Source organism: Streptomyces sp. JHA26 (assembly GCF_002005565.1).
GTDB lineage: Bacteria > Actinomycetota > Actinomycetes > Streptomycetales > Streptomycetaceae > Streptomyces.
The window spans coordinates 70,543-88,875 of sequence record NZ_BDJC01000006.1 but is presented as its reverse complement, the minus strand read 5'-3'; the positions used below and the strand labels follow the sequence as shown (position 1 = coordinate 88,875).

At 72.3% G+C, this 18,333-nt stretch carries 15 protein-coding genes; 10 read left to right on the top strand and 5 right to left on the bottom strand.

Annotated elements, in window-relative coordinates; genetic code table 11:
- Nucleotides 1-105 precede the first annotated feature (105 nt).
- The 3 genes from JHAT_RS05735 to JHAT_RS05725 are packed head-to-tail and all read left to right on the top strand — an operon-like array spanning nucleotide 106 to nucleotide 2,283.
- Complete coding sequence (locus JHAT_RS05735; protein WP_077796931.1) at nucleotides 106-648, top strand: hypothetical protein; 543 nt, start codon at nucleotides 106-108, stop codon at nucleotides 646-648.
- Nucleotides 648-1,787 (top strand): hypothetical protein, encoded by a 1,140-nt coding sequence (locus JHAT_RS05730; protein WP_077796930.1) that lies wholly within the window; start codon nucleotides 648-650, stop codon nucleotides 1,785-1,787. The genes JHAT_RS05735 and JHAT_RS05730 overlap by 1 nt, the downstream gene beginning before the upstream one ends.
- 4 nt (nucleotides 1,788-1,791) lie before the next feature.
- Entirely contained in the window at nucleotides 1,792-2,283 is a 492-nt protein-coding gene (locus JHAT_RS05725) for a hypothetical protein (protein WP_077796929.1), read from the top strand.
- Between the two features lie 64 nt (nucleotides 2,284-2,347).
- Here JHAT_RS05725 and greA read toward each other — a convergent pair whose 3' ends face one another.
- A complete protein-coding gene (gene greA, locus JHAT_RS05720; RefSeq protein ID WP_077796928.1) occupies nucleotides 2,348-2,845 on the bottom strand; it encodes a transcription elongation factor GreA in 498 nt (165 codons plus the stop codon).
- Nucleotides 2,846-3,015: 170 nt separating this feature from the next.
- On the bottom strand, nucleotides 3,016-3,414 hold the full coding sequence (locus JHAT_RS05715) for a DUF4307 domain-containing protein (RefSeq protein ID WP_077796927.1): 399 nt from the start codon (nucleotides 3,412-3,414) through the stop codon (nucleotides 3,016-3,018).
- A 149-nt stretch (nucleotides 3,415-3,563) separates the two neighbouring features.
- Here JHAT_RS05715 and mca point away from each other — a divergent pair, with 149 nt between their 5' ends.
- On the top strand, nucleotides 3,564-4,445 hold the full coding sequence (gene mca, locus JHAT_RS05710) for a mycothiol conjugate amidase Mca (protein WP_077796926.1): 882 nt from the start codon (nucleotides 3,564-3,566) through the stop codon (nucleotides 4,443-4,445).
- Entirely contained in the window at nucleotides 4,438-4,698 is a 261-nt protein-coding gene (locus tag JHAT_RS05705; protein ID WP_171990759.1) for a hypothetical protein, read from the top strand. Before mca ends, JHAT_RS05705 begins: the two co-directional genes overlap by 8 nt.
- 70 nt (nucleotides 4,699-4,768) lie before the next feature.
- Here JHAT_RS05705 and JHAT_RS05700 read toward each other — a convergent pair whose 3' ends face one another.
- Nucleotides 4,769-7,978, bottom strand: coding sequence for a tetratricopeptide repeat protein (locus JHAT_RS05700; RefSeq protein ID WP_077796924.1), 3,210 nt, complete (start codon nucleotides 7,976-7,978; stop codon nucleotides 4,769-4,771).
- Nucleotides 7,979-8,178: 200 nt separating this feature from the next.
- On the opposite strand from JHAT_RS05700, the gene JHAT_RS05695 reads away from it, so the two are divergent.
- The 5 genes from JHAT_RS05695 (at nucleotide 8,179) to JHAT_RS05675 (ending at nucleotide 16,923) form a co-directional block, all read left to right on the top strand.
- Nucleotides 8,179-10,209, top strand: a complete 2,031-nt coding sequence (locus tag JHAT_RS05695) for a thioredoxin domain-containing protein (RefSeq protein WP_077797001.1) — start codon at nucleotides 8,179-8,181, stop codon at nucleotides 10,207-10,209.
- 204 nt (nucleotides 10,210-10,413) lie between these two features.
- The gene (locus JHAT_RS05690) at nucleotides 10,414-11,676 is read left to right on the top strand and encodes a glycosyltransferase (protein ID WP_077796923.1); all 1,263 of its coding nucleotides are present in this window, start codon (nucleotides 10,414-10,416) and stop codon (nucleotides 11,674-11,676) included.
- Nucleotides 11,673-13,322: a phospholipid carrier-dependent glycosyltransferase gene (locus JHAT_RS05685; protein ID WP_077796922.1), complete on the top strand. Its 1,650-nt coding sequence runs from the start codon at nucleotides 11,673-11,675 to the stop codon at nucleotides 13,320-13,322. The genes JHAT_RS05690 and JHAT_RS05685 overlap by 4 nt, the downstream gene beginning before the upstream one ends.
- Entirely contained in the window at nucleotides 13,319-14,506 is a 1,188-nt protein-coding gene (locus JHAT_RS05680; protein ID WP_077796921.1) for a polyprenol monophosphomannose synthase, read from the top strand. The genes JHAT_RS05685 and JHAT_RS05680 overlap by 4 nt, the downstream gene beginning before the upstream one ends.
- Nucleotides 14,503-16,923: a galactose oxidase-like domain-containing protein gene (locus JHAT_RS05675; protein ID WP_077796920.1), complete on the top strand. Its 2,421-nt coding sequence runs from the start codon at nucleotides 14,503-14,505 to the stop codon at nucleotides 16,921-16,923. Before JHAT_RS05680 ends, JHAT_RS05675 begins: the two co-directional genes overlap by 4 nt.
- On the opposite strand, the gene JHAT_RS05670 is transcribed toward JHAT_RS05675, so the two are convergent.
- Together JHAT_RS05670 and JHAT_RS05665 are read right to left on the bottom strand one after the other, a co-directional pair.
- The gene (locus JHAT_RS05670; RefSeq protein ID WP_077796919.1) at nucleotides 16,920-17,651 is read right to left on the bottom strand and encodes a Mut7-C RNAse domain-containing protein; all 732 of its coding nucleotides are present in this window, start codon (nucleotides 17,649-17,651) and stop codon (nucleotides 16,920-16,922) included. The two genes, JHAT_RS05675 and JHAT_RS05670, sit on opposite strands and share 4 nt — an antisense overlap.
- Nucleotides 17,652-17,684: 33 nt before the next feature.
- Entirely contained in the window at nucleotides 17,685-18,332 is a 648-nt protein-coding gene (locus tag JHAT_RS05665; RefSeq protein WP_077796918.1) for a TetR/AcrR family transcriptional regulator, read from the bottom strand.
- Nucleotide 18,333 lies beyond the last annotated feature (1 nt).

The following is an 18,333-nucleotide window of genomic DNA, read 5'->3' as shown; positions in this document are numbered from 1 at the left end:
TCCGGGCCCGGACCGCCCGCGCTCCGGGCCCGGCGTTGAACCGATGTGATCATCCGGTCGTCACCATGATTGTCTGAAGGGGCGACACCGAACGGGGGATCACACATGAGCGAAAGCAAGACCACAGGGGACGACCGGCTCCCGGAGCCGGACGGGGCGAAGCTCCCGCTGTCCCCGGACGAGATCGAGCGGCACAAGGTCCTCCCCGGCTGGGAGGGCCACTACACCGCGCCGCCCGCGAGCAGCACCGTCGACCCGCTGGAGCGGCCGCCGCTGCAACCGACCGCTCCCGGCCTGCTCCCGCCGCCGCCCGCCGGCGGGAAGCCGGTCGACCTGAAGATCGCACCGGGCGTGCTCAAGAAGGCCGCCGGCCAGATCGACGACATCTACGACCACTTCTACAAGCCCGCCGCGTCGCTGGAGGAGCCCGCGCTGAAGGCGGTGGGCGCACTGGAGGGACTGGAGTCGGCGCGGGCGGTCCGGCTCGCCCACCGGCAGTGGGAGCGGCAGGCCGGCACGGTCACGGGATGGCTCGCGCACATCGCCGAGAGCCTGCGCCTCAGCGACGGCACCTACACCAAGACGGACGTGGCCGTGGGCCAGACCGCCGGCCAGGTGCGACTCCGCTCGGTGATAGAGGACTACTGATGGCGGAGACCTTCTACCTCACGCTGCTGTCCGTGGACCTGACGGCGCTGGACGACCTGGCGGACCGCTGGGAGAGCATCCACCGGAACATCAAGGGCCTCGGCAAGCGCATGCACGACGAAGCGCTCACCCCGCTGCGGGACAAGGGCTACTGGGAAGGGGCGGCGGCCCCGTACGCCTGGAGGATGATCGACGACATCGAGCGTCAGCTGGAGAACGCCGCGAAGGTGGCGGACGCGGCCCGACGCGTCGTCGAGGACGGCGTGGGCGAGCTGAAGTCGGCCCAGAAGGACCTCAAGGACGCCGCCCGGCGGGCCGGGGAGAAGGGCCTGTACGTCAACAAGGACGGGACGCTGTCCCCGGACGTCATCGGCAACGTCTGCAAGGTCGAGCTGACCGACGAGGACAAGAAGACCATCGAGGCGGCGGACCGGGAGATCGCCGAGATCCTCAGGCGGGGCGTCACGGCCGACCGCAACCTCGCCTTCAGCCTGATGGCCGACATCGGCCTGGGCCAGTGGTTCAACCAGGCGCCGGGGCTCACCGACATCGACTCCACGAAGAAGATCGGCGAGGACGCGTACAACGCGCTGGACCTCGCCCTGAGCGGCAAGGACCCCTACCCGGGGCTGAGCTCGGACGACCCGTACTCGCTGGGCCGGGACTGGGTGACCGGCGACGGCGACCGGCACCGCGACTACTACTACGGCGACGAGATGACCGAGCTGATCAGGTCCAGCGAGAGCATGGAGCAGCTGCGGCTGGACACGCTGCAGCAGTGGCGGTCCACCGGTCAGCCGGAGGGCAGCGTGGCGTACTCGATCTCGGAGAGCGGCAAGCTCGGCGCGCTCAAGAAGCTCGTCACCACGGACATCCCGGCGATCGTCACCGGCGACGAGGACCACCTGGGCGAGGCGTTCACCGGCTCGTACAACCTGAACTACACGGTCAAGGGCCAGGACCCCGACGGCTCCCTGGTGGTCGAGTACACCCTGAAGAACAACACCAGCAACGAGTCGTTCCTGCACTACGTCGGCTACTACGACTGGCTGGAGAAGTTCAACCGCGAGGAAGGCGCCTTCTCGTCCGTGGACCAGAAGATCGTCTGGACCGAGCGCATTCCGGCGAAGGAGAAGTGAGTCGGTGTCCCGAGTACGTCTGCCCGCGGCCGTTGCCGTGCTGGCCCTGCTGACCTGTCTGCCGGGCTGTTCGTCGGAGCCCACCAGCGTCGAGGCCTGCATGGGGAAGCAGGCGGTCGGCGCGACCTCCGGGCAGCTCGCCGGCACCTACCGGGGGGAGGGCGACGCGGAGGGCGTGACGCTCACCCTGAAGGCCTCGCGGGACGAGTCGGGCAGTGGCACGGTCACCGTGCGCGACTGGCCGACCGGCGACTGGTACCGGAGCGAGCTCGGCGAGACCTTCGACGGGTCCGGCACCTGGTCCGTGGTGCAGGGCGGCACCTCGGCCACCGAGTTCGCGCACCTGGCCCTCTCCTTCACCACGCCGCAGCGCTTCCTGAAGGGCGACACCCTCGACTCCCTGTCGATCGCCGAGGGCGACGGGCACACCCACCTCTACGCGGACGACGACCCGGACGTCTGCCCCGCCTTCCGGCTGCAGCGGCAGGGCGGCTGAGCGCCCTCCGGGACGACGAGGCCCCCGGCGCCGCGAGGGCGCCGGGGGCTCGTGCGGATCAGGGTCAGCCGTTGTAGGGCTCGGCCTTGAGGATCTTCACGGAGGCCTTCTTGCCGTTCGGCAGTTCGTACTCCGCGTTCTCGCCGACCTTGTGGCCGTTGACGCCGGAGCCCAGGGGGGACTGCGGCGAGTAGGTCTCGATCTCCGAGCTCGCGTACTCGCGCGAGGCGAGCAGGAAGGTCAGCGTGTCGTCCTCGTCGCCGTCGAAGGCGATCGTGACGACCATGCCGGGCGCCACCACGCCGTCCGCGGTGGGGGCCTCGCCCACCTTGGCGCTCTCGAGGAGCTGGGTCAGCTGGCGCACGCGGAGCTCCTGCTTGCCCTGCTCCTCCTTGGCCGCGTGGTACCCGCCGTTCTCGCGCAGGTCCCCCTCCTCGCGCGCCGCGGCGATCTTGGCAGAGATCTCGGTGCGCGCGGGACCAGTAAGGTACGCAAGCTCCTCCTTGAGCTTGTTGTACGCCTCCTGGGTCAGCCAGGTGACGTTCTCGCTGGTCTGGGTCACAGGTGCTCCTCGTCGGTACTGGGAATACAAAGCAACGCCCTACCCAGAAGGATGTTCCTCCACGGAAGGGCGAAACCACGAGCCTAACAATTCAGTGGCCGAAGAGGGAGGACATAAGCCACCAGATTTTCATCGGCGCAGGTCGGCGCAGGTCGGCGCCTACGGAGGCGTCACTCCGGGTGGCAGCCGAGCAGCTCGGCCGACGTGCCGCGGGCCTTCGTACGCAGCGTGACGACCTTGTCGATGCGCGTGGCGTCGCCGTCGAAGCGGAAGTCGGCCCGGCCCACCTCGTCGCCGTCCTCGGACTGGGAACGCATCGTGCAGTAGCCGGCGGTCCCGGCGTCCTTGCGGACCTCCAGGTGCACCTGCACCGCGTTCTCGGAGGTCTCGAAGCCGATCACCTCGGCGCTGATCCGGTTCTGGCCGACGTAGTGGTAGCCGAACCAGCCGACCACCGCGAGCAGCACGACGCCGAGCACGGAGCCGATGATCTTGAGGGTGCGGTCGGACCGTTCGTCCGAGGAGCGGCCGTAACGGTCCTCGGGCGCTCTCGTGGTCGCCGTGCTCATGATCGTCCTCTCGGCAGGAGCGGGACGGATGTCCCGAAAAGGGCCCCGGAGCCTGACTCCGGAATTATTCACCCTCCGATTCGGTCACTATAGAAGCCGCCGAACGCACCGAGAGACACCGGGGCGCCGACTTAACCGAGGATCGAGTCTTGACTGACCAGCTGCGACTGATGGCCGTCCACGCCCACCCCGACGACGAGTCGAGCAAGGGCGCGGCCACCATGGCGAAGTACGTGTCCGAAGGGGTGGACGTGCTGGTGGTGACCTGCACGGGCGGAGAGCGCGGCTCCATCCTCAACCCCAAGCTGCAGGGCGACCCGTACATCGAGAAGAACATCCACGAGGTGCGCAGGAAGGAGATGGACGAGGCCCGGGAGATCCTGGGCGTCAAGCAGGAGTGGCTCGGCTTCGTCGACTCCGGCCTGCCCGAGGGCGACCCGCTGCCGCCGCTGCCGGAGGGCTGCTTCGCCCTGGAGGACGTCGACAAGGCGGCCGGTGAGCTGGTGCGCAGGATCCGCTCCTTCCGCCCCCAGGTGATCACCACCTACGACGAGAACGGCGGCTACCCGCACCCCGACCACATCATGACCCACAAGATCACGATGGTGGCCTTCGAGGGCGCGTCCGACACTGAGAAGTACCCCGAGAGCGAGTACGGCCCGGCGTACCAGCCGCTGAAGGTGTACTACAACCAGGGCTTCAACCGCCCCCGCACCGAGGCGCTGCACAACGCCATGCTGGAGCGCGGCCTCGAATCGCCGTACGGGGACTGGCTCAAGCGCTGGGCGGAGTTCGAGCGCAAGGAGCGCACGCTCACCACGCACGTGCCCTGCGCCGACTTCTTCGAGATCCGTGACAAGGCGCTGATCGCGCACGCCACGCAGATCGACCCGGACGGCGGCTGGTTCCGGGTGCCGATGGAGGTCCAGAAGGAGGTCTGGCCCACCGAGGAGTACGAGCTCGCGAAGTCCCTCGTGGAAACGTCCCTCCCCGAGGACGACCTCTTCGCGGGCATCCGGGACAATGCCTGACATGAGCGCAAGCGCAAGCCTGGCAATGACGCACCTCGTCACCCTCGCCGAGATCGACGAGGACAAGGTCACCCCCGGCGTCCTCGGCTTCATCGTCTTCGCGGTGATGGCCCTGGCGGTGTGGGGTCTGATGAAGTCCATGAACCGGCACATGGGCAGGGTCGACTTCAAGGAGCCCCAGGACCCCGAGGCCGGCACCCCCGGCGGCGGGACGGGCAAGACCTCCGGCCGGGCCGAGCCGCAGCAGGGCTGACCCGCCCCGGGACACGCGGGCACCGGACCGGAGCGGCAGCCGTGCCGCCCGGCCCGGTGACGGGCGGGGCTCACCGCTCCGGCGTCACCGCCACGCCCATCACCTCGCGCGCGTGCCGGTCCGGCACCATGCCGAGGTGCCAGGCCTGCCAGCCCGCCTCCAGCCGCACGCCCCGCTCCAGCAGCAACCGGTACGCCTCCACGTAGTCGTCCAGCTTCGTGTCGCGTGCCGGATGCCGGGCGCGGGACAGCTGGGCCAGCTCCTCCTGCGCCACCGCCGTACCGACCTCCACCCCGCCGGGGGCGGCGTACGGCAGCAGCGTGCAGCGCAGGAAGCGGGCCCAGTCCTCGCCGCGCCGGTCGCCGTACGCCGCGAACAGCGCCGCCGCCTCGTCGCACAGCGCCAGCGCCTGCGGCGTACGGGCGTTGCCGGCGTCCACGACGGCCAGCTCCAGGCACGTCCACGCCTCCCCGTGGCCGACGCCGATGCGCCGGAAGTCGGCGCGCGCGTCGACGAGGAGCTGGCGGGCGAACCCCGAGTTCCTGAGCGAGCCCGTCCGGGCGGCCTGCTGGTCGCGGGTCACCCGCGCCGAATGGTGCCGGGCGCAGGCCAGGCCGTACACGTCGCGCATCCGCGAGAACATCGTGCGGGAGCGTTCCAGCGCGCGCACCGACTGGTCCAGGGCGCCCGTCTCCTCCAGCGCCTGGCCCAGGTAGTAGATGCTCCACGCCTTGCCGCGCGTGTCCTCGTTCTCCCGGTGCCGGGTCGCCGCCCGCCGCAGCTCCTCCACCGCCCGGGAGACGTCACCGTCCATCAGCCGGGCCCGGGCCAGCTGGGTCAGCGCCCAGGCCTCGCCGCGGGCGTCCTGGGTGCGGCCGTACAGCTCCAGGGCGGTCCGCAGCTCCGTCTCCGCCCGCGGCACGTCGCCCATCCGCAGCCGCAGCTGGCCGAGCTGGAAGTGGGCCCACGCCTGGCCGTGCACCGACTCGCCCGCGCGGTGCAGGACCAGTGACTCGGTGAGCAGGTCCATGGCCTCCGCCAGCCGGGCCCGGTCCCGCTGCACGGCCGCCAGCGCGTGCAGGGTCCACGCCCGGTCCGTGGCCAGCTCCGGCGAGGCCTGCAGGTCCAGCGCCTCCCGCAGCTTCGCCGCCGCCTCGGACAGACTGCCCTGGTGGTGCAGCGTGATGCCGAGCGAGCACAGGGCACGCGCCGCCCCCGCGTCGTGATGGGCCTCCCGGTACAGGCCGACCACCGAGGTGAGCGTGGTCCGCGCCTTGTCCAGCTCGCCGAGCTGCCGGGCCGCGATGCCGGTACGCCACTGCACGGAGCGCGCCAGCAGCCCCTGGTCCACGGACTGCGCCAGCTCGCTGATCTCGCCCAGTCGGTACAGGTCGCCCCGCAGCAGGCAGTAGTCGCACAGCGCGCCCAGCAGGTTCAGCACCGCGCCCTGGTCGACGCCCTCCGTGTGCCGCAGCGTCGCGGTGATGAAGCTCGACTCGTCGTCCAGCCAGCGCAGCGCCTCGTCCAGGGAGGTGAAGCCGTGCTGCCCGAACCGGTCCGAACGGGTCGACACGTTGCCGTCCACGAGGCGCAGGACCGAGTCGGCCAGCTCGGCGTGGTTCGTGATCAGCCGTTCCTGCGCCGCCGCGATCTCCGCCGGCTCCTCCTCGTCGAGGAGGCGGGCCCCGGCGAAGGCCCGCACCACGTCGTGCAGCCGGTAGCGGCTGCCCCGGGCGTGATCGAGCAGCCCCGCGTCCGACAGGGCCGCCAGCTGCCGCGTAGCCTCCCTCTCGTCGGTGGCCAGCAGCGCGGCGGCAGCGGCGGCACCCAGCGAGGTGCGCCCCGCCAGCGCCAGGCGCCGCAGCAGCCGCCGGGCCGGTTCCGGCTGGTCGGTGTAGCGCAGCCACAGCGCCCGCTCGACCGGCTCCACCGGGCCGTACGCGCCCAGGTCGACGGCCAGTCGGCGCGGCGAGCGCGGGCCCAGCGAGGACCCCGCGACGCGCAGCGCCAGCGGCAGCCCGCCGCACAGCTGGCGGATCCGCTCGGCGGACTCGGCGTCGTAGGGCCCCGACGCGTCCTGGGCGACGGCGCCGAGCAGCTCCTCCGCGCCGGCCGCGTCCAGCGGCTCCACCGGCAGCCGGAACACCCGCGCGGGCAGGTCGGCCGGCAGCTTCAGCGCCTCCCGTGCGGTGACCAGCACCAGACTGTCCGACCGCTCGGGCACCAGCGCGCGCACCTGCTCGGGGTCCGAGGCGTCGTCCAGGACGATGGTGACCGGCACGTCCGTCAGATGCTGGTGGTACAGCTCGCTCAGCCGCTTGACCTGCTGGTCCGCCGAGGACCGTTCGCGGAACAGGAGCTGCTCGCGGGGCGCACCGAGCCGGTTCAGGAGATGCAGCAGGGCGTCCCGGGTGCTCAGCGGCGCCTCACCGCCCGCCGAGGCGCCGTCCCCGCGCAGATCGACCACGCACGCCCCGCGGAAGTGGTCCCGCAGCTCGTGCGCGGCCCGCACCGCCAGCGTCGTACGGCCGCTGCCGGGCGCCCCGTGCAGGACCACCACCGTCGCTCTGGTCTCCGTGCTCGCACGGGCCGCCCGCACCCACTGCCGCAGCCGCGCCATCTCCTGCCGCCGGCCCGCGAAGGCGCCCCCCGGCTCGGGGAGCTGCCCGAACGACTGCTCCAGGGCGCTGCGCCCCCGGGCCGCGGCGCTCTTGTCGGCGCCCCGCAGCTTCGGCCCGGCCTTCTGCGGCCCGGTGGACGCGGCGAGCATCCGCTGCTGGTCCAGGAACGGGCGGATGCCGCGCACCTCCAGCGCGGTGAGCCACTGCAGCCGCAGCTGCTCGGGCCCGCCGGGCTGCCCGGCGGCCCCGGCACGGTGATGCGCGGCCGGCACGTGGGCCCCGGCCACCTTCACCACGGTCGCCGCCGCGCCGACGACCCCGACGGCCACCCCCGCGCCCACCGCCGTGCCCGTGCCGGTGCCGAGCGCCACGTCGGCGACGACCGCCGCGACCGCCGCCACGGCGGCCACCAGCAGGGGGGTGCCGCCGCCCTCCCGGGCGTAGCGCTGCCGGAAGGTGAGCTGTCCGGCCGACGCCTCGTCCAGGGCGCGGATGTAGGCCGCGTACTCCTCGGCGGCCGTCTCCGCGATCGCGTCCAGGGCCCCGCGGGCCCGCGACAGCAGCACGTTCCCGTCGGTGCGCCCGCCCGAGCGCCGCACCTCCTCCTCCACGGCGCGCCGCAACAGCCGCTCCGCCTCCGCCCGATGACCGTCCCGCATGTCACGTCCCCCTCCGGTGGCGATGGCGTCCCCCTGGTGTCCCCGGGCATCGCCGGGTCCCTCCCGGCCCGCCCCCGGGTCCTTCCCCGGTTGTCCGCCGGTCAAGTGTGCTGCGGTGAGGAGACCCTGGGGAGAGGAGCGGGCGGGGCACGGCGGTGTGCTGTCCGGCGGGGCGGGGGTACTGGGGCAGGATGGACACCATGCCGAACCGACTGGCGCACGAGACGTCCCCCTACCTCCTTCAGCACGCCGACAACCCCGTCGACTGGTGGCCCTGGTCGGACGAGGCCTTCGAGGAGGCGCGGCGGCGGGACGTGCCGGTGCTGCTGAGCGTCGGGTACAGCAGCTGCCACTGGTGCCACGTGATGGCGCACGAATCCTTCGAGGACGGGCCGACCGCCGAGTTCCTCAACGCGCACTTCGTCAGCGTCAAGGTCGACCGCGAGGAGCGCCCCGACGTCGACGCCGTGTACATGGAGGCGGTGCAGGCGGCGACCGGGCATGGCGGCTGGCCCATGACCGTCTTCCTCACGCCGGACGGGGAGCCCTTCTACTTCGGCACGTACTACCCGCCGGAGCCCCGCCACGGCATGCCGTCCTTCCGGGAGGTGCTCCAGGGCGTCCACCAGGCATGGACGGACCGGCGGGGCGAGGTCACCGACGTCGCGGGCAAGATCGTGCGCGACCTCGCCGGGCGGGAGATCTCCTACGGCGACCGGCAGGCGCCCGGCGAGACGGAGCTCGGGCAGGCGCTGCTCGGGCTGACCCGGGAGTACGACGCGCAGCGCGGCGGATTCGGCGGGGCGCCGAAGTTCCCGCCGTCCATGGTGATCGAGTTCCTGCTCCGGCACCACGCCCGCACCGGCGCCGAGGGCGCGCTGCAGATGGCGCGGGACACCTGCGAGCGCATGGCGCGCGGCGGGATCTACGACCAGCTCGGCGGCGGCTTCGCCCGGTACTCCGTGGACCGGGACTGGGTGGTGCCGCACTTCGAGAAGATGCTCTACGACAACGCCCTCCTCTGCCGCGTCTACGCCCACCTGTGGCGGGCCACCGGCTCGGAGCTCGCCCGCCGGGTCGCCCTGGAGACCGCCGACTTCATGGTCCGCGAGCTGCGCACCGCCGAGGGCGGGTTCGCCTCCGCGCTGGACGCGGACAGCGACGACGGCACGGGCCGGCACGTCGAGGGCGCGTACTACGTGTGGACGCCCGCGCAGCTCACCGAGGTGCTCGGGGCCGACGACGCCGCGCTCGCCGCCCAGTACTTCGGCGTCACCGAGGAGGGCACCTTCGAGCAGGGTGCCTCGGTGCTGCAGCTGCCCCAGGAGGAGGGCGTGTTCGACGCGGAGCGGATCTCCTCGATCAGGGAGCGGCTGCTGGCCGCCCGCGCGGAGCGTCCCGTCCCCGGCCGCGACGACAAGGTGGTCGCCGCCTGGAACGGTCTGGCGATCGCCGCACTCGCCGAGACGGGCGCCTACTTCGAACGCCCCGACCTGGTCGAGGCCGCCGTGGCCGCCGCCGACCTGCTGGTGCGCCTGCACCTCGACGAGCACGCCCGGCTCTTTCGCACCAGCAAGGACGGCCGTGCGGGCGCCAACGCCGGGGTGCTGGAGGACTACGCCGACGTGGCGGAGGGCTTCCTCGCCCTCGCGTCCGTGACCGGTGAGGGCGTCTGGCTGGATTTCGCCGGGCTGCTGCTGGACCACGTCCTGACCCGCTTCACCGACGACTCCGGCTCCCTCTACGACACCGCCGCCGACGCCGAGAAGCTGATCCGGCGCCCGCAGGACCCGACCGACAACGCCACCCCGTCCGGCTGGACCGCCGCCGCGGGCGCCCTGCTGTCCTACGCCGCCCACACCGGCTCCGAGCCCCACCGCACCGCGGCCGAGCACGCGCTCGGCGTGGTGAAGGCGCTCGGTCCGCGCGTCCCGCGCTTCATCGGCTGGGGTCTCGCCGCCGCCGAGGCCCTGCTGGACGGGCCCCGCGAAGTCGCCGTCGTCGGGCCGGACACGGGCGACGGCGCCACCCGGGGCCTGCACCGCACGGCACTGCTGGGGACGGCGCCGGGCGCGGTGGTCGCCGTCGGGGCCGAGGGCAGCGACGAGTTCCCGCTGCTCGCCGACCGCCCGCTGGTGGACGGCGCCCCGGCCGCGTACGTCTGCCGCGGTTTCACCTGTGACGCGCCGACGACCGATCCCGAGCGCCTGCGGGCCGCGCTGAACAGCTGAAACGGCACGAACGCCCCCCACGGCAACGGAACCGGTGGGCGAACCGTTCAGAATCGGTCATTCTTGTGAGGAAACGCGCTCTTCACCGAAACAGCTGATGTGTTTCACAGAAGACCCCTAGCCTCTTCACCTGACGCGACGGACGCCTGATCCGGGTGGTCCGTCGCGGCCGGGGGGTTTTCGAAGATCTGGGGGGATCTTTCCGTGCTGACGTCCGTTTTCGTCGCCGCCGTCTCACTGGCGCTCTTCTGGATGGCGGCGTTCACGCTGTGGTGGCAGATGCACGCCTGGCGTACGCCCGAGGTGCTCGCCTCCACCCGGTTCAGCAGACCCGACGGCGACGAGCACGTGTCGTTCTCGCTGCTGCTGCCCGCACGGCACGAACAGGCCGTGCTCGACCACACCGTCCAGCGGCTGCTGACCTCGACGCACACCGACTTCGAGATCATCGTGATCGTCGGCCACGACGACCCGGAGACCACCGAGGTCGCCGAGCGGGCCGCCGGTCGCGATCCGCGTGTGCGTGTCGTCGTCGACACCCACGAGAGGAAGAACAAGCCGAAGGCCATGAACACGGCGCTGCCGCACTGCCGCGGTGACGTCGTGGGGGTCTTCGACGCCGAGGACCAGGTCCATCCCGAGCTGCTCGCCCACGTCGACCACGCCTTCCGCACCACCGGCGCCGACGTCGTCCAGGGCGGCGTCCAGCTGATCAACTTCCACTCCAGCTGGTACAGCCTGCGCAACTGCCTGGAGTACTTCTTCTGGTTCCGCTCCCGGCTGCACCTGCACGCGCAGAAGGGGTTCATCCCGCTCGGCGGCAACACCGTCTTCGTGCGCACGGACGTGCTCCGCGAGGCGGGCGGCTGGGACCCCGAATGCCTGGCCGAGGACTGCGACCTGGGCGTCCGGCTCTCCAGCACCGGCAAGAAGGTCGTCGTCGCCTACGACTCCGACATGGTCACCCGGGAGGAGACCCCGGGCACGCTGATGTCGCTGCTCAAGCAGCGCACCCGCTGGAACCAGGGGTTCCTCCAGGTGTACCGGAAGAAGGACTGGAGGCAACTGCCCACCTTCACCCAGCGGTTGCTGGCCCGCTACACCCTGATGACGCCGTTCCTCCAGGCCTTCACCGGTGTGATCATCCCGCTGAACGCGGCCGTCGCGCTCCTCCTGGACGTGCCCGTCGGCATCGCCTTCGTCACCTTCCTGCCGGCCGTCACGGCCCTGGTCACCTTCGTCTTCGAGGTCGTCGGCCTGCACGACTTCGGCAAGCAGTACGGGCTGCGCGTCCGCTTCACCCACTACCTGAAGCTGATCGTCGGCGGCCCCTTCTACCAGGTCCTGCTCGCCGGGGCCGCCGTCCGTGCCGTGTGGCGCGAGCAGCGCGGCCGCAACGACTGGGAGCTGACCAGCCATGTCGGCGCCCACCTCGCGACCGTGGACCGAGAGGACGTTCCCGCGTGACCTCCACCCTTCCCGCGGCGGCCGGCGCCACGGTCCCCGCGCAACGCCGTCCCGCCCACGACACCGGTGCGGCCCCGCACGGCACCGCGCCGCCGGTCCGGCTCCGCTCCTCGCGGCCCGACCTGCTGCTGTGCGGCACGCTGCTCCTGGTGATCATGGTCGTGCAGGGCTGGAACATCTCCGACTACCCGGCCCTCAGCGACGACGAGGGCACCTACCTCGCCCAGGCCTGGTCCGTCCAGCAGGGCGACGGCCTCGCCCACTACACCTACTGGTACGACCACCCGCCGCTCGGCTGGATCCAGATAGCCGTGCTGACCTGGGTACCCGCGCTGATCAGTCCCGAGTCGATGACCGTCGGCACCATGCGCGCGGTGATGCTCCTGGTCGGCGCCGTCTCCGCGGTCCTCGTCTACGTCACCGCCCGTCGGCTCTCCCTGCCCCGCTGGGCCGCCGGGCTCGCCATGGCCCTGTTCGGGCTCTCCCCGCTGTCGGTCGTGCTCCAGCGGGAGATCTTCCTCGACAACCTCGCGGTGATGTGGACCCTGCTGGCGTTCGCGCTGGCCGCCTCCCCGAGCCGCCACCTGTGGCACCACTTCGGCGCGGGCGTCGCCGCCGCCACGGCCGTGCTCACCAAGGAGACGATGCTCGTCGTCCTGCCCGCCCTGCTGGTCACCATGTGGCGCCACAGCCATCCCGACACCCGCAAGTTCGCGCTGACCGGTGCCGTCACGGCCTGCACGCTCATCGGGTTCTCCTACCCGCTGTTCGCCCTGCTGAAGGGCGAGCTGCTGCCGGGCGGCGGACACGTCTCCCTGTGGGACGGCGTCGTGTACCAGATGACCAGGCCCGGCTCCGGCTTCATCCTCGACCAGGGTTCCGGTTCCTGGGGCGTCCTGCAGTCCTGGCTGTACTACGACCGCGTGCTGCCCCTCGGCGGGCTGGCCGGCGCGCTGCTGCTGCTGGCCACCTGGCGCTGGTCGGTCACCGCGCGGGCCCTGGCGGGACCGGCGCTGACGGTGGCGATCCTCGCCGCCCTCGCCCTGCGCCCGAACGGCTACCTGCCCGCCATGTACGTCATCCAGGCCCTGCCCTTCCTCGCCCTGGTCCTGGCCGGCGGCGCGGCGAGCGTCATCCACGTCGTGCTGCGCAGATGGCGCACCGAGGCCGAGGCGCGGGGCGTCACGGCGGGCCGGTACGCCCTCGCCGGCGTGCTGGTGCTCGCCGCCGGCGCCTGTGTCGTGCCCCGCTGGTACGACGGCGACCGCACCGCCGTCACCGCCGACGCCAACGCCCCCTACGAGGCCGCCGCCGACTGGCTGGCCGAGGAGGTGGCGGACCCCGCCGGCACCCGGGTGCTCGTCGACGACGCGCTGTGGCTGGACCTGGTGCACGCGGGGTACCGGCCCGGGCTGGGCGTCATCTGGTTCTACAAGGCGGACCTCGACCCGGCGGTGACGAGGACGATGCCGCGCGGCTGGCGCGACCTCGACTACGTGGTCGCCTCCCCGACGGTGCGGCGCGACGCGGTCGACCTGCCCAATGTCCGGGCCGCCATGAACCACTCCACCCCGGTCGCCGTCTTCGGTGCCGGTGCGGACCGCATCGAGATCCGCCGTGTCCAGTCCTCCGGAGCCGCCCGATGAGCCACGAGTCCACCGTCCCCGGCGAGCTGGGCCGCCCGGCCGTACGCCCCGTGACCGCGGAGGTGCCCGAGCCGGGCGCCGTCACCATCGTCGTACCGACCTTCAACGAGTCGGCCAACGTACGGCAGTTGCTGCACCGGATCACCGAGGCGGTGCCGGGGCGGCTGCCCTGCGAGGTCGTCTTCGTGGACGACTCCACCGACGACACCCCCGACGTCATCCGGGAGGCGGCGCTGGACTGTCCCTTCCCGGTCACCGTCCTGCACCGCGACGAGCCGGCCGGCGGGCTCGGCGGCGCGGTCGTCGAGGGTCTCCGGGCGGCCGGGTCGGACTGGATCGTCGTCATGGACGGCGACTGCCAGCACCCGCCGTCCCTGGTCCCCGAGCTGGTCGCCACCGGCGAGCGGGCGGGCGCCGGACTCGTCGTCGCCTCGCGGTACATCGAGGGCGGCAGCCGGGCCGGGCTCGCGGGCGGTTACCGGGTGGCCGTCTCGCGTGCGGCGACCTGGCTGGCCAAGGCCCTCTTCCCGCGCCGGCTGCGCGGCATCAGCGATCCGATGAGCGGTTTCTTCGCCATCCGGCGCAGCGCGGTCACCGCCGACGTGCTCAAGCCGCTCGGTTACAAGATCCTCCTCGAACTCGCCGTCCGCGACCGCCCCCACGCCGTCGCCGAGGTGCCGTTCGTCTTCGAGGAGCGCTTCGCGGGCGAGTCCAAGTCCACCGCGCGGGAAGGGCTGCGCTTCCTGCGCCACCTGGCCGGGCTGCGCACCGCCTCGGCGCCGGCCCGCATGATCGTGTTCGGACTGATCGGACTGAGCGGCTTCGTGCCCAACCTGGCCGCCCTGTGGGCGCTGACCGCGGCGGGGCTGCACTACCTGCCCTCCGAGATCCTCGCCAACCAGCTCGGGGTGGCCTGGAACTTCCTGCTGCTGGAGCGGCTGCTCTTCCGCGACCGGCGCCGGCACCGGCACTGGGCCGACCGGACGCTGCGGTTCGCGCTGATCGCCAACGCCGACCTGGTGCTGCGCATCCCGCTGATCGCGCTGCTCGTCGGGCGGTTCGGGCTGGCCGTGCTGCCCGCCACCGCGCTGGCCCTCGTCATCACCTTCGTCCTGCGTTTCGCCGGGACGGAGGCGCTCGTGTACCTCCCGCGCCGGCGTCGTACGTCAAGGAGTGACGCATGAGACGACCCCCGAGACCCCGCAGGAGAACCTCCGCCCTCCTGGCGGTGTCCGCCCTCACCGGCGGCCTCCTGCTCACCGCCCCCCAGCCCGCCTCCGCCGCCAACCTGATCCGGAACCCGGGCTTCGAGACCGCCGGCACCGACGACATGCCGTACTGCTGGGAGAAGTCCGGCTGGGGCGACAACGACTTCTCCTTCACCACCACCGCCGACGCGCACACCGGCTCGAAGGCCATGAAGGTCGAGCTGACCCGCCGGGTGGACGGCGACCGCAAGGCGCTGATCACCGAGTCCGCCGCGTGCGCTCCCGTGGTGACGGCGGGCAGGCAGTACGACCTGTCGCTCTGGTACAAGACCACCACCCCGGACGCCGCCCTGACCCTCTTCCGGCACGACGCCACCGCGGGCTGGCAGTACTGGACCGACCTCAAGACCCTCGGCACGGCCGCCGACTGGACCCGGGCGAGCGTGCGCACGCCCGAGGTCCCGGCGGGCACCGACCGCATCAGCTGGGGCGTCTCCGTCTACGGCACCGGCTCCGCGACCACCGACGACTACACGATGGAGCAGGTCGCCGACCCGGTCCCGGAACCGGAGTGCACCGGCACCGCCGAGGAGTGCGCGAACGGCCGCTGGGACGTGCTGCCCACCGGCAACCCGGTCCGCTCCATGCACTCCGTCGTCCTCCACAACGGCAAGGTGCTGCTGATCGCGGGCTCCGGCAACGACCCGGAGATGTTCGAGGCCGGCACCTTCACCTCGGCGGTGTACGACCCGCAGACCGGCGCGTACCGGACGATCCCCACGCCCAAGGACATGTTCTGCGCCGGGCACGTCCAGCTCCAGGACGGCCGCGTCCTGGTCATGAGCGGCAACGCCGGCTACCCGTCGGCGGACGGCACCGTCGGCTACCAGGGCTTCAAGGACTCGTACGTCTTCGACCCGGAGACCGAGACCTACACGAAGACCAACGACATGAACGACGGCCACTGGTACCCGTCGGCGACGATCCTCGGCAACGGCGACGTCGTCTCCTTCGGCGGGCTGCGCGAGGACTCCACCGGCTCGGTGACCGCCGAACGCTGGTCCGACGCCGAGCAGAAGTGGCTGCCGACCTGGCAGGTCCACCAGACCTGGTCCTACTGGGGCCTGTACCCGTCGATGATCCTCATGCAGGACGGCCGCCTCTTCTACTCGGGCAGCCACGTCTTCGGCAACAACATCCCCGGCACCGGCGCGGCGATCTACGACTACGACGCCGACACCGTCACCCAGGTGCCGGGCCTGCAGGACAAGGACGTGCGGGACCAGTCGGCCAGCGTGCTGCTGCCGCCGGCGCAGGACCAGAAGGTGCTGACCATCGGCGGCGGCAACATCGACTCCAACCCGGACGCGAACCGCCTGACCGACATCATCGACCTCAAGCAGCCGAACCCGGCCTACGTCGCCGGGCCCCCGCTCCCGCAGGGCACGGTCGACCTCGGCGCCGGGCCGGTGCCCGAGACCGGGAACCAGGGCAAGATGTACGTCTCCGCGGTGCTGCTGCCCGACGGCAAGGTGCTGGAGACCGGCGGCGCGCTGCACAACCGGGCGAACCCGGTCTTCGAGGCCTCGGTCTTCGACCCGGAGACGGAGACCTTCGACCCGGTGGCCGCCGACCCGGAGGCCCGCGGCTACCACTCGTCGTCGTTCCTGCTGCCCGACGGCCGGGTGATGTCCACCGGCGACAACCCGGGCAACGGCTCCTGGAACCACGACGTGTCGGTCTACACGCCCCCGTACCTGTTCAAGGGGGAGCGGCCCGTGATCACCTCGGTGATCGACACCGAGTGGACCTACGGCGACACCCAGCGGATCACCGTCGACCGGCCGATCGCCAAGGCCGAGCTGATCCGCCCGGCCGCCGTCACCCACTCCTCCGACCCGAACCAGCGGTTCGTGGACCTGCCGCTGTCCGTGGACGGGAACAACGTCGACCTGAACGTGACCAGCAACCCCGACCTGGCCCCGCCCGGCTGGTACATGCTCTTCGCGGTCGACGCGAACGGCGTGCCCTCGGTGGCGAAGTGGGTGCACCTGAAGGGCCCCGCGGCCCTCGCCGCGAAGGACGCCTCGGCGCACGTCCACTCCTTCGCCGACGCCCCCCGGGGCAAGGTCACCGGCCCCGGCAGGAAGCGCGCCTCGCAGCCGGTCCGCCCCACCGTCTCCGGCTGCGACCGGCACTACGGCTCCGCCAACGTCTGCGTGCCGACCGCCTTCCCGGCCGAGGTGAAGAAGACGACGGCCGCCCGCTGCGCCTGGCTGGCCCGCAACGACTACGGCCGCCTGGAGGTCGACGGCGAGGACGACCCGCTGCGCCTGGATCCCGACCACGACGGCGTCGCCTGCGGGAGGGGCGACCTGGCGCGGCGGCGCTAACGGTCCCGCCCGGACTCGGTGAGGGCGCGCTCCACGATGGCCTCCAGCTGTTCGTGGTGCGCGCCCTTCCAGTACGCGCGCCCGCACGCGGTGCACTGCGCGAAGACGTCGTAGGACCGCTGGGTGCCGCCCTCGAGCCGGTCCGCCAGCTCCTCCTTGGAGGCCTCCCTCAGCAGACCGTTGCAGGCGGTGCACCGGGTCCAGGGCCGCAGCTCGGGCCGGAAGCGGTCCAGGACCTCCCGGAGCTGTTCGTCGGGGCGGGTGCTGTAGACGTAGGCGCCGGACCACAGCTCGCGGCGGCGCAGCAGGCCCCGGTCGCGGCTGAGCATGACCCGTTTCTCGGCCGCCGACAGCGCGGCGAGCGCCGGGTCGCCGAGGTCCGTCGACTCGTAGGCCGTGTCCACGCCGAGCAGCCGCAGCCGGCGGGCGAGGGTGCCCAGGTGCACGTCGAGCAGGAAGCGCAGGGGCGCGCCCGGGACCCGCTGGGGGTGCTCGACGGCCCGCACGGTCACCGACTCGCCGTCGGCGGGGACGTGTCCGGGCGGCACCTCGCGGCCGTCCACGAGGAGCGCGCCGACCTCGGTCAGGGGGACGCCGAGGGACTCGACGACGTGACCGAGGGTGGAGACGCCGTCGGTGGCGGCGCGGACGGTGCCGGTGGGGCGGGCCCGGGGGACGAACAGGCGCAGTCCGGGGGCGAATTCGACGTGGATCTCGGGACCGTTCACCCGGTCAGGATGCCACGCGGGGGACCGGCGTCCTCAGGCCTCTGCCCGGGGCGGCGGGCCGTGCTCCAGGACGTCCAGGGCACGGTCGACCAGGTCGGCCAGGTCCTCCTCGTGGCCGTGCTCGGCCCAGTACCGCGAGACCTCCGTCAGGCAGGCGACCAGGGACACCGACAGGACCCGCGTCTCCAGGCCGTCGGGGTCGAGGCCGGTGCGGTCGGCGACGGCGCGGCCGAGCAGACGGCCGGTGACCGACAGGCCCTCCAGCATCCGGGAGCGCACCGCGGGCACCTCGGACACCAGCCGGGTGCGCAGCCGTGCCGCTTCGGGCTCGGCCTCGACGCCCCGGCCGATCACCGTGCGCATCACGTGCCGGACGGAGACCGGCCACGGCTCGTCCGCGGGCCGCGCCCGCAACTCCTCCAGCAGGGCCGGGTCGTGGGCGTCCGTGAGGACGATGTCCTCCTTGACGGGGAAGTAGCGGAAGACGGTGGACGGCGACACCTCGGCGCGGTCGGCTATCTGCTCGACCGTGGTGGTCTCGTACCCCTGCTCCCGGATCAGCCCGTAGGTCGCGGCGCGGATCGCCTCGCGGGTCTTGATCTTCTTGCGTTCCCGCAGGCCGGGCCGCGGACGGTCGGCGGGGGAGAGCGGGGAGGGAGGTGCGGCCGTCATGGGGTCCATT

Coding starts and splice junctions, on each gene's coding strand:
- JHAT_RS05735 (WP_077796931.1), top strand. CDS start 106: ATGAGCGAAAGCAAGACCACAGGGGACGACCGGCTCCCGGAGCCGGAC.
- JHAT_RS05730 (WP_077796930.1), top strand. CDS start 648: ATGGCGGAGACCTTCTACCTCACGCTGCTGTCCGTGGACCTGACGGCG.
- JHAT_RS05715 (WP_077796927.1), bottom strand. CDS start 3,414: ATGAGCACGGCGACCACGAGAGCGCCCGAGGACCGTTACGGCCGCTCC.
- JHAT_RS05705 (WP_171990759.1), top strand. CDS start 4,438: ATGCCTGACATGAGCGCAAGCGCAAGCCTGGCAATGACGCACCTCGTC.
- JHAT_RS05700 (WP_077796924.1), bottom strand. CDS start 7,978: ATGCGGGACGGTCATCGGGCGGAGGCGGAGCGGCTGTTGCGGCGCGCC.
- JHAT_RS05695 (WP_077797001.1), top strand. CDS start 8,179: ATGCCGAACCGACTGGCGCACGAGACGTCCCCCTACCTCCTTCAGCAC.
- JHAT_RS05680 (WP_077796921.1), top strand. CDS start 13,319: ATGAGCCACGAGTCCACCGTCCCCGGCGAGCTGGGCCGCCCGGCCGTA.
- JHAT_RS05675 (WP_077796920.1), top strand. CDS start 14,503: ATGAGACGACCCCCGAGACCCCGCAGGAGAACCTCCGCCCTCCTGGCG.
- JHAT_RS05665 (WP_077796918.1), bottom strand. CDS start 18,332: ATGGACCCCATGACGGCCGCACCTCCCTCCCCGCTCTCCCCCGCCGAC.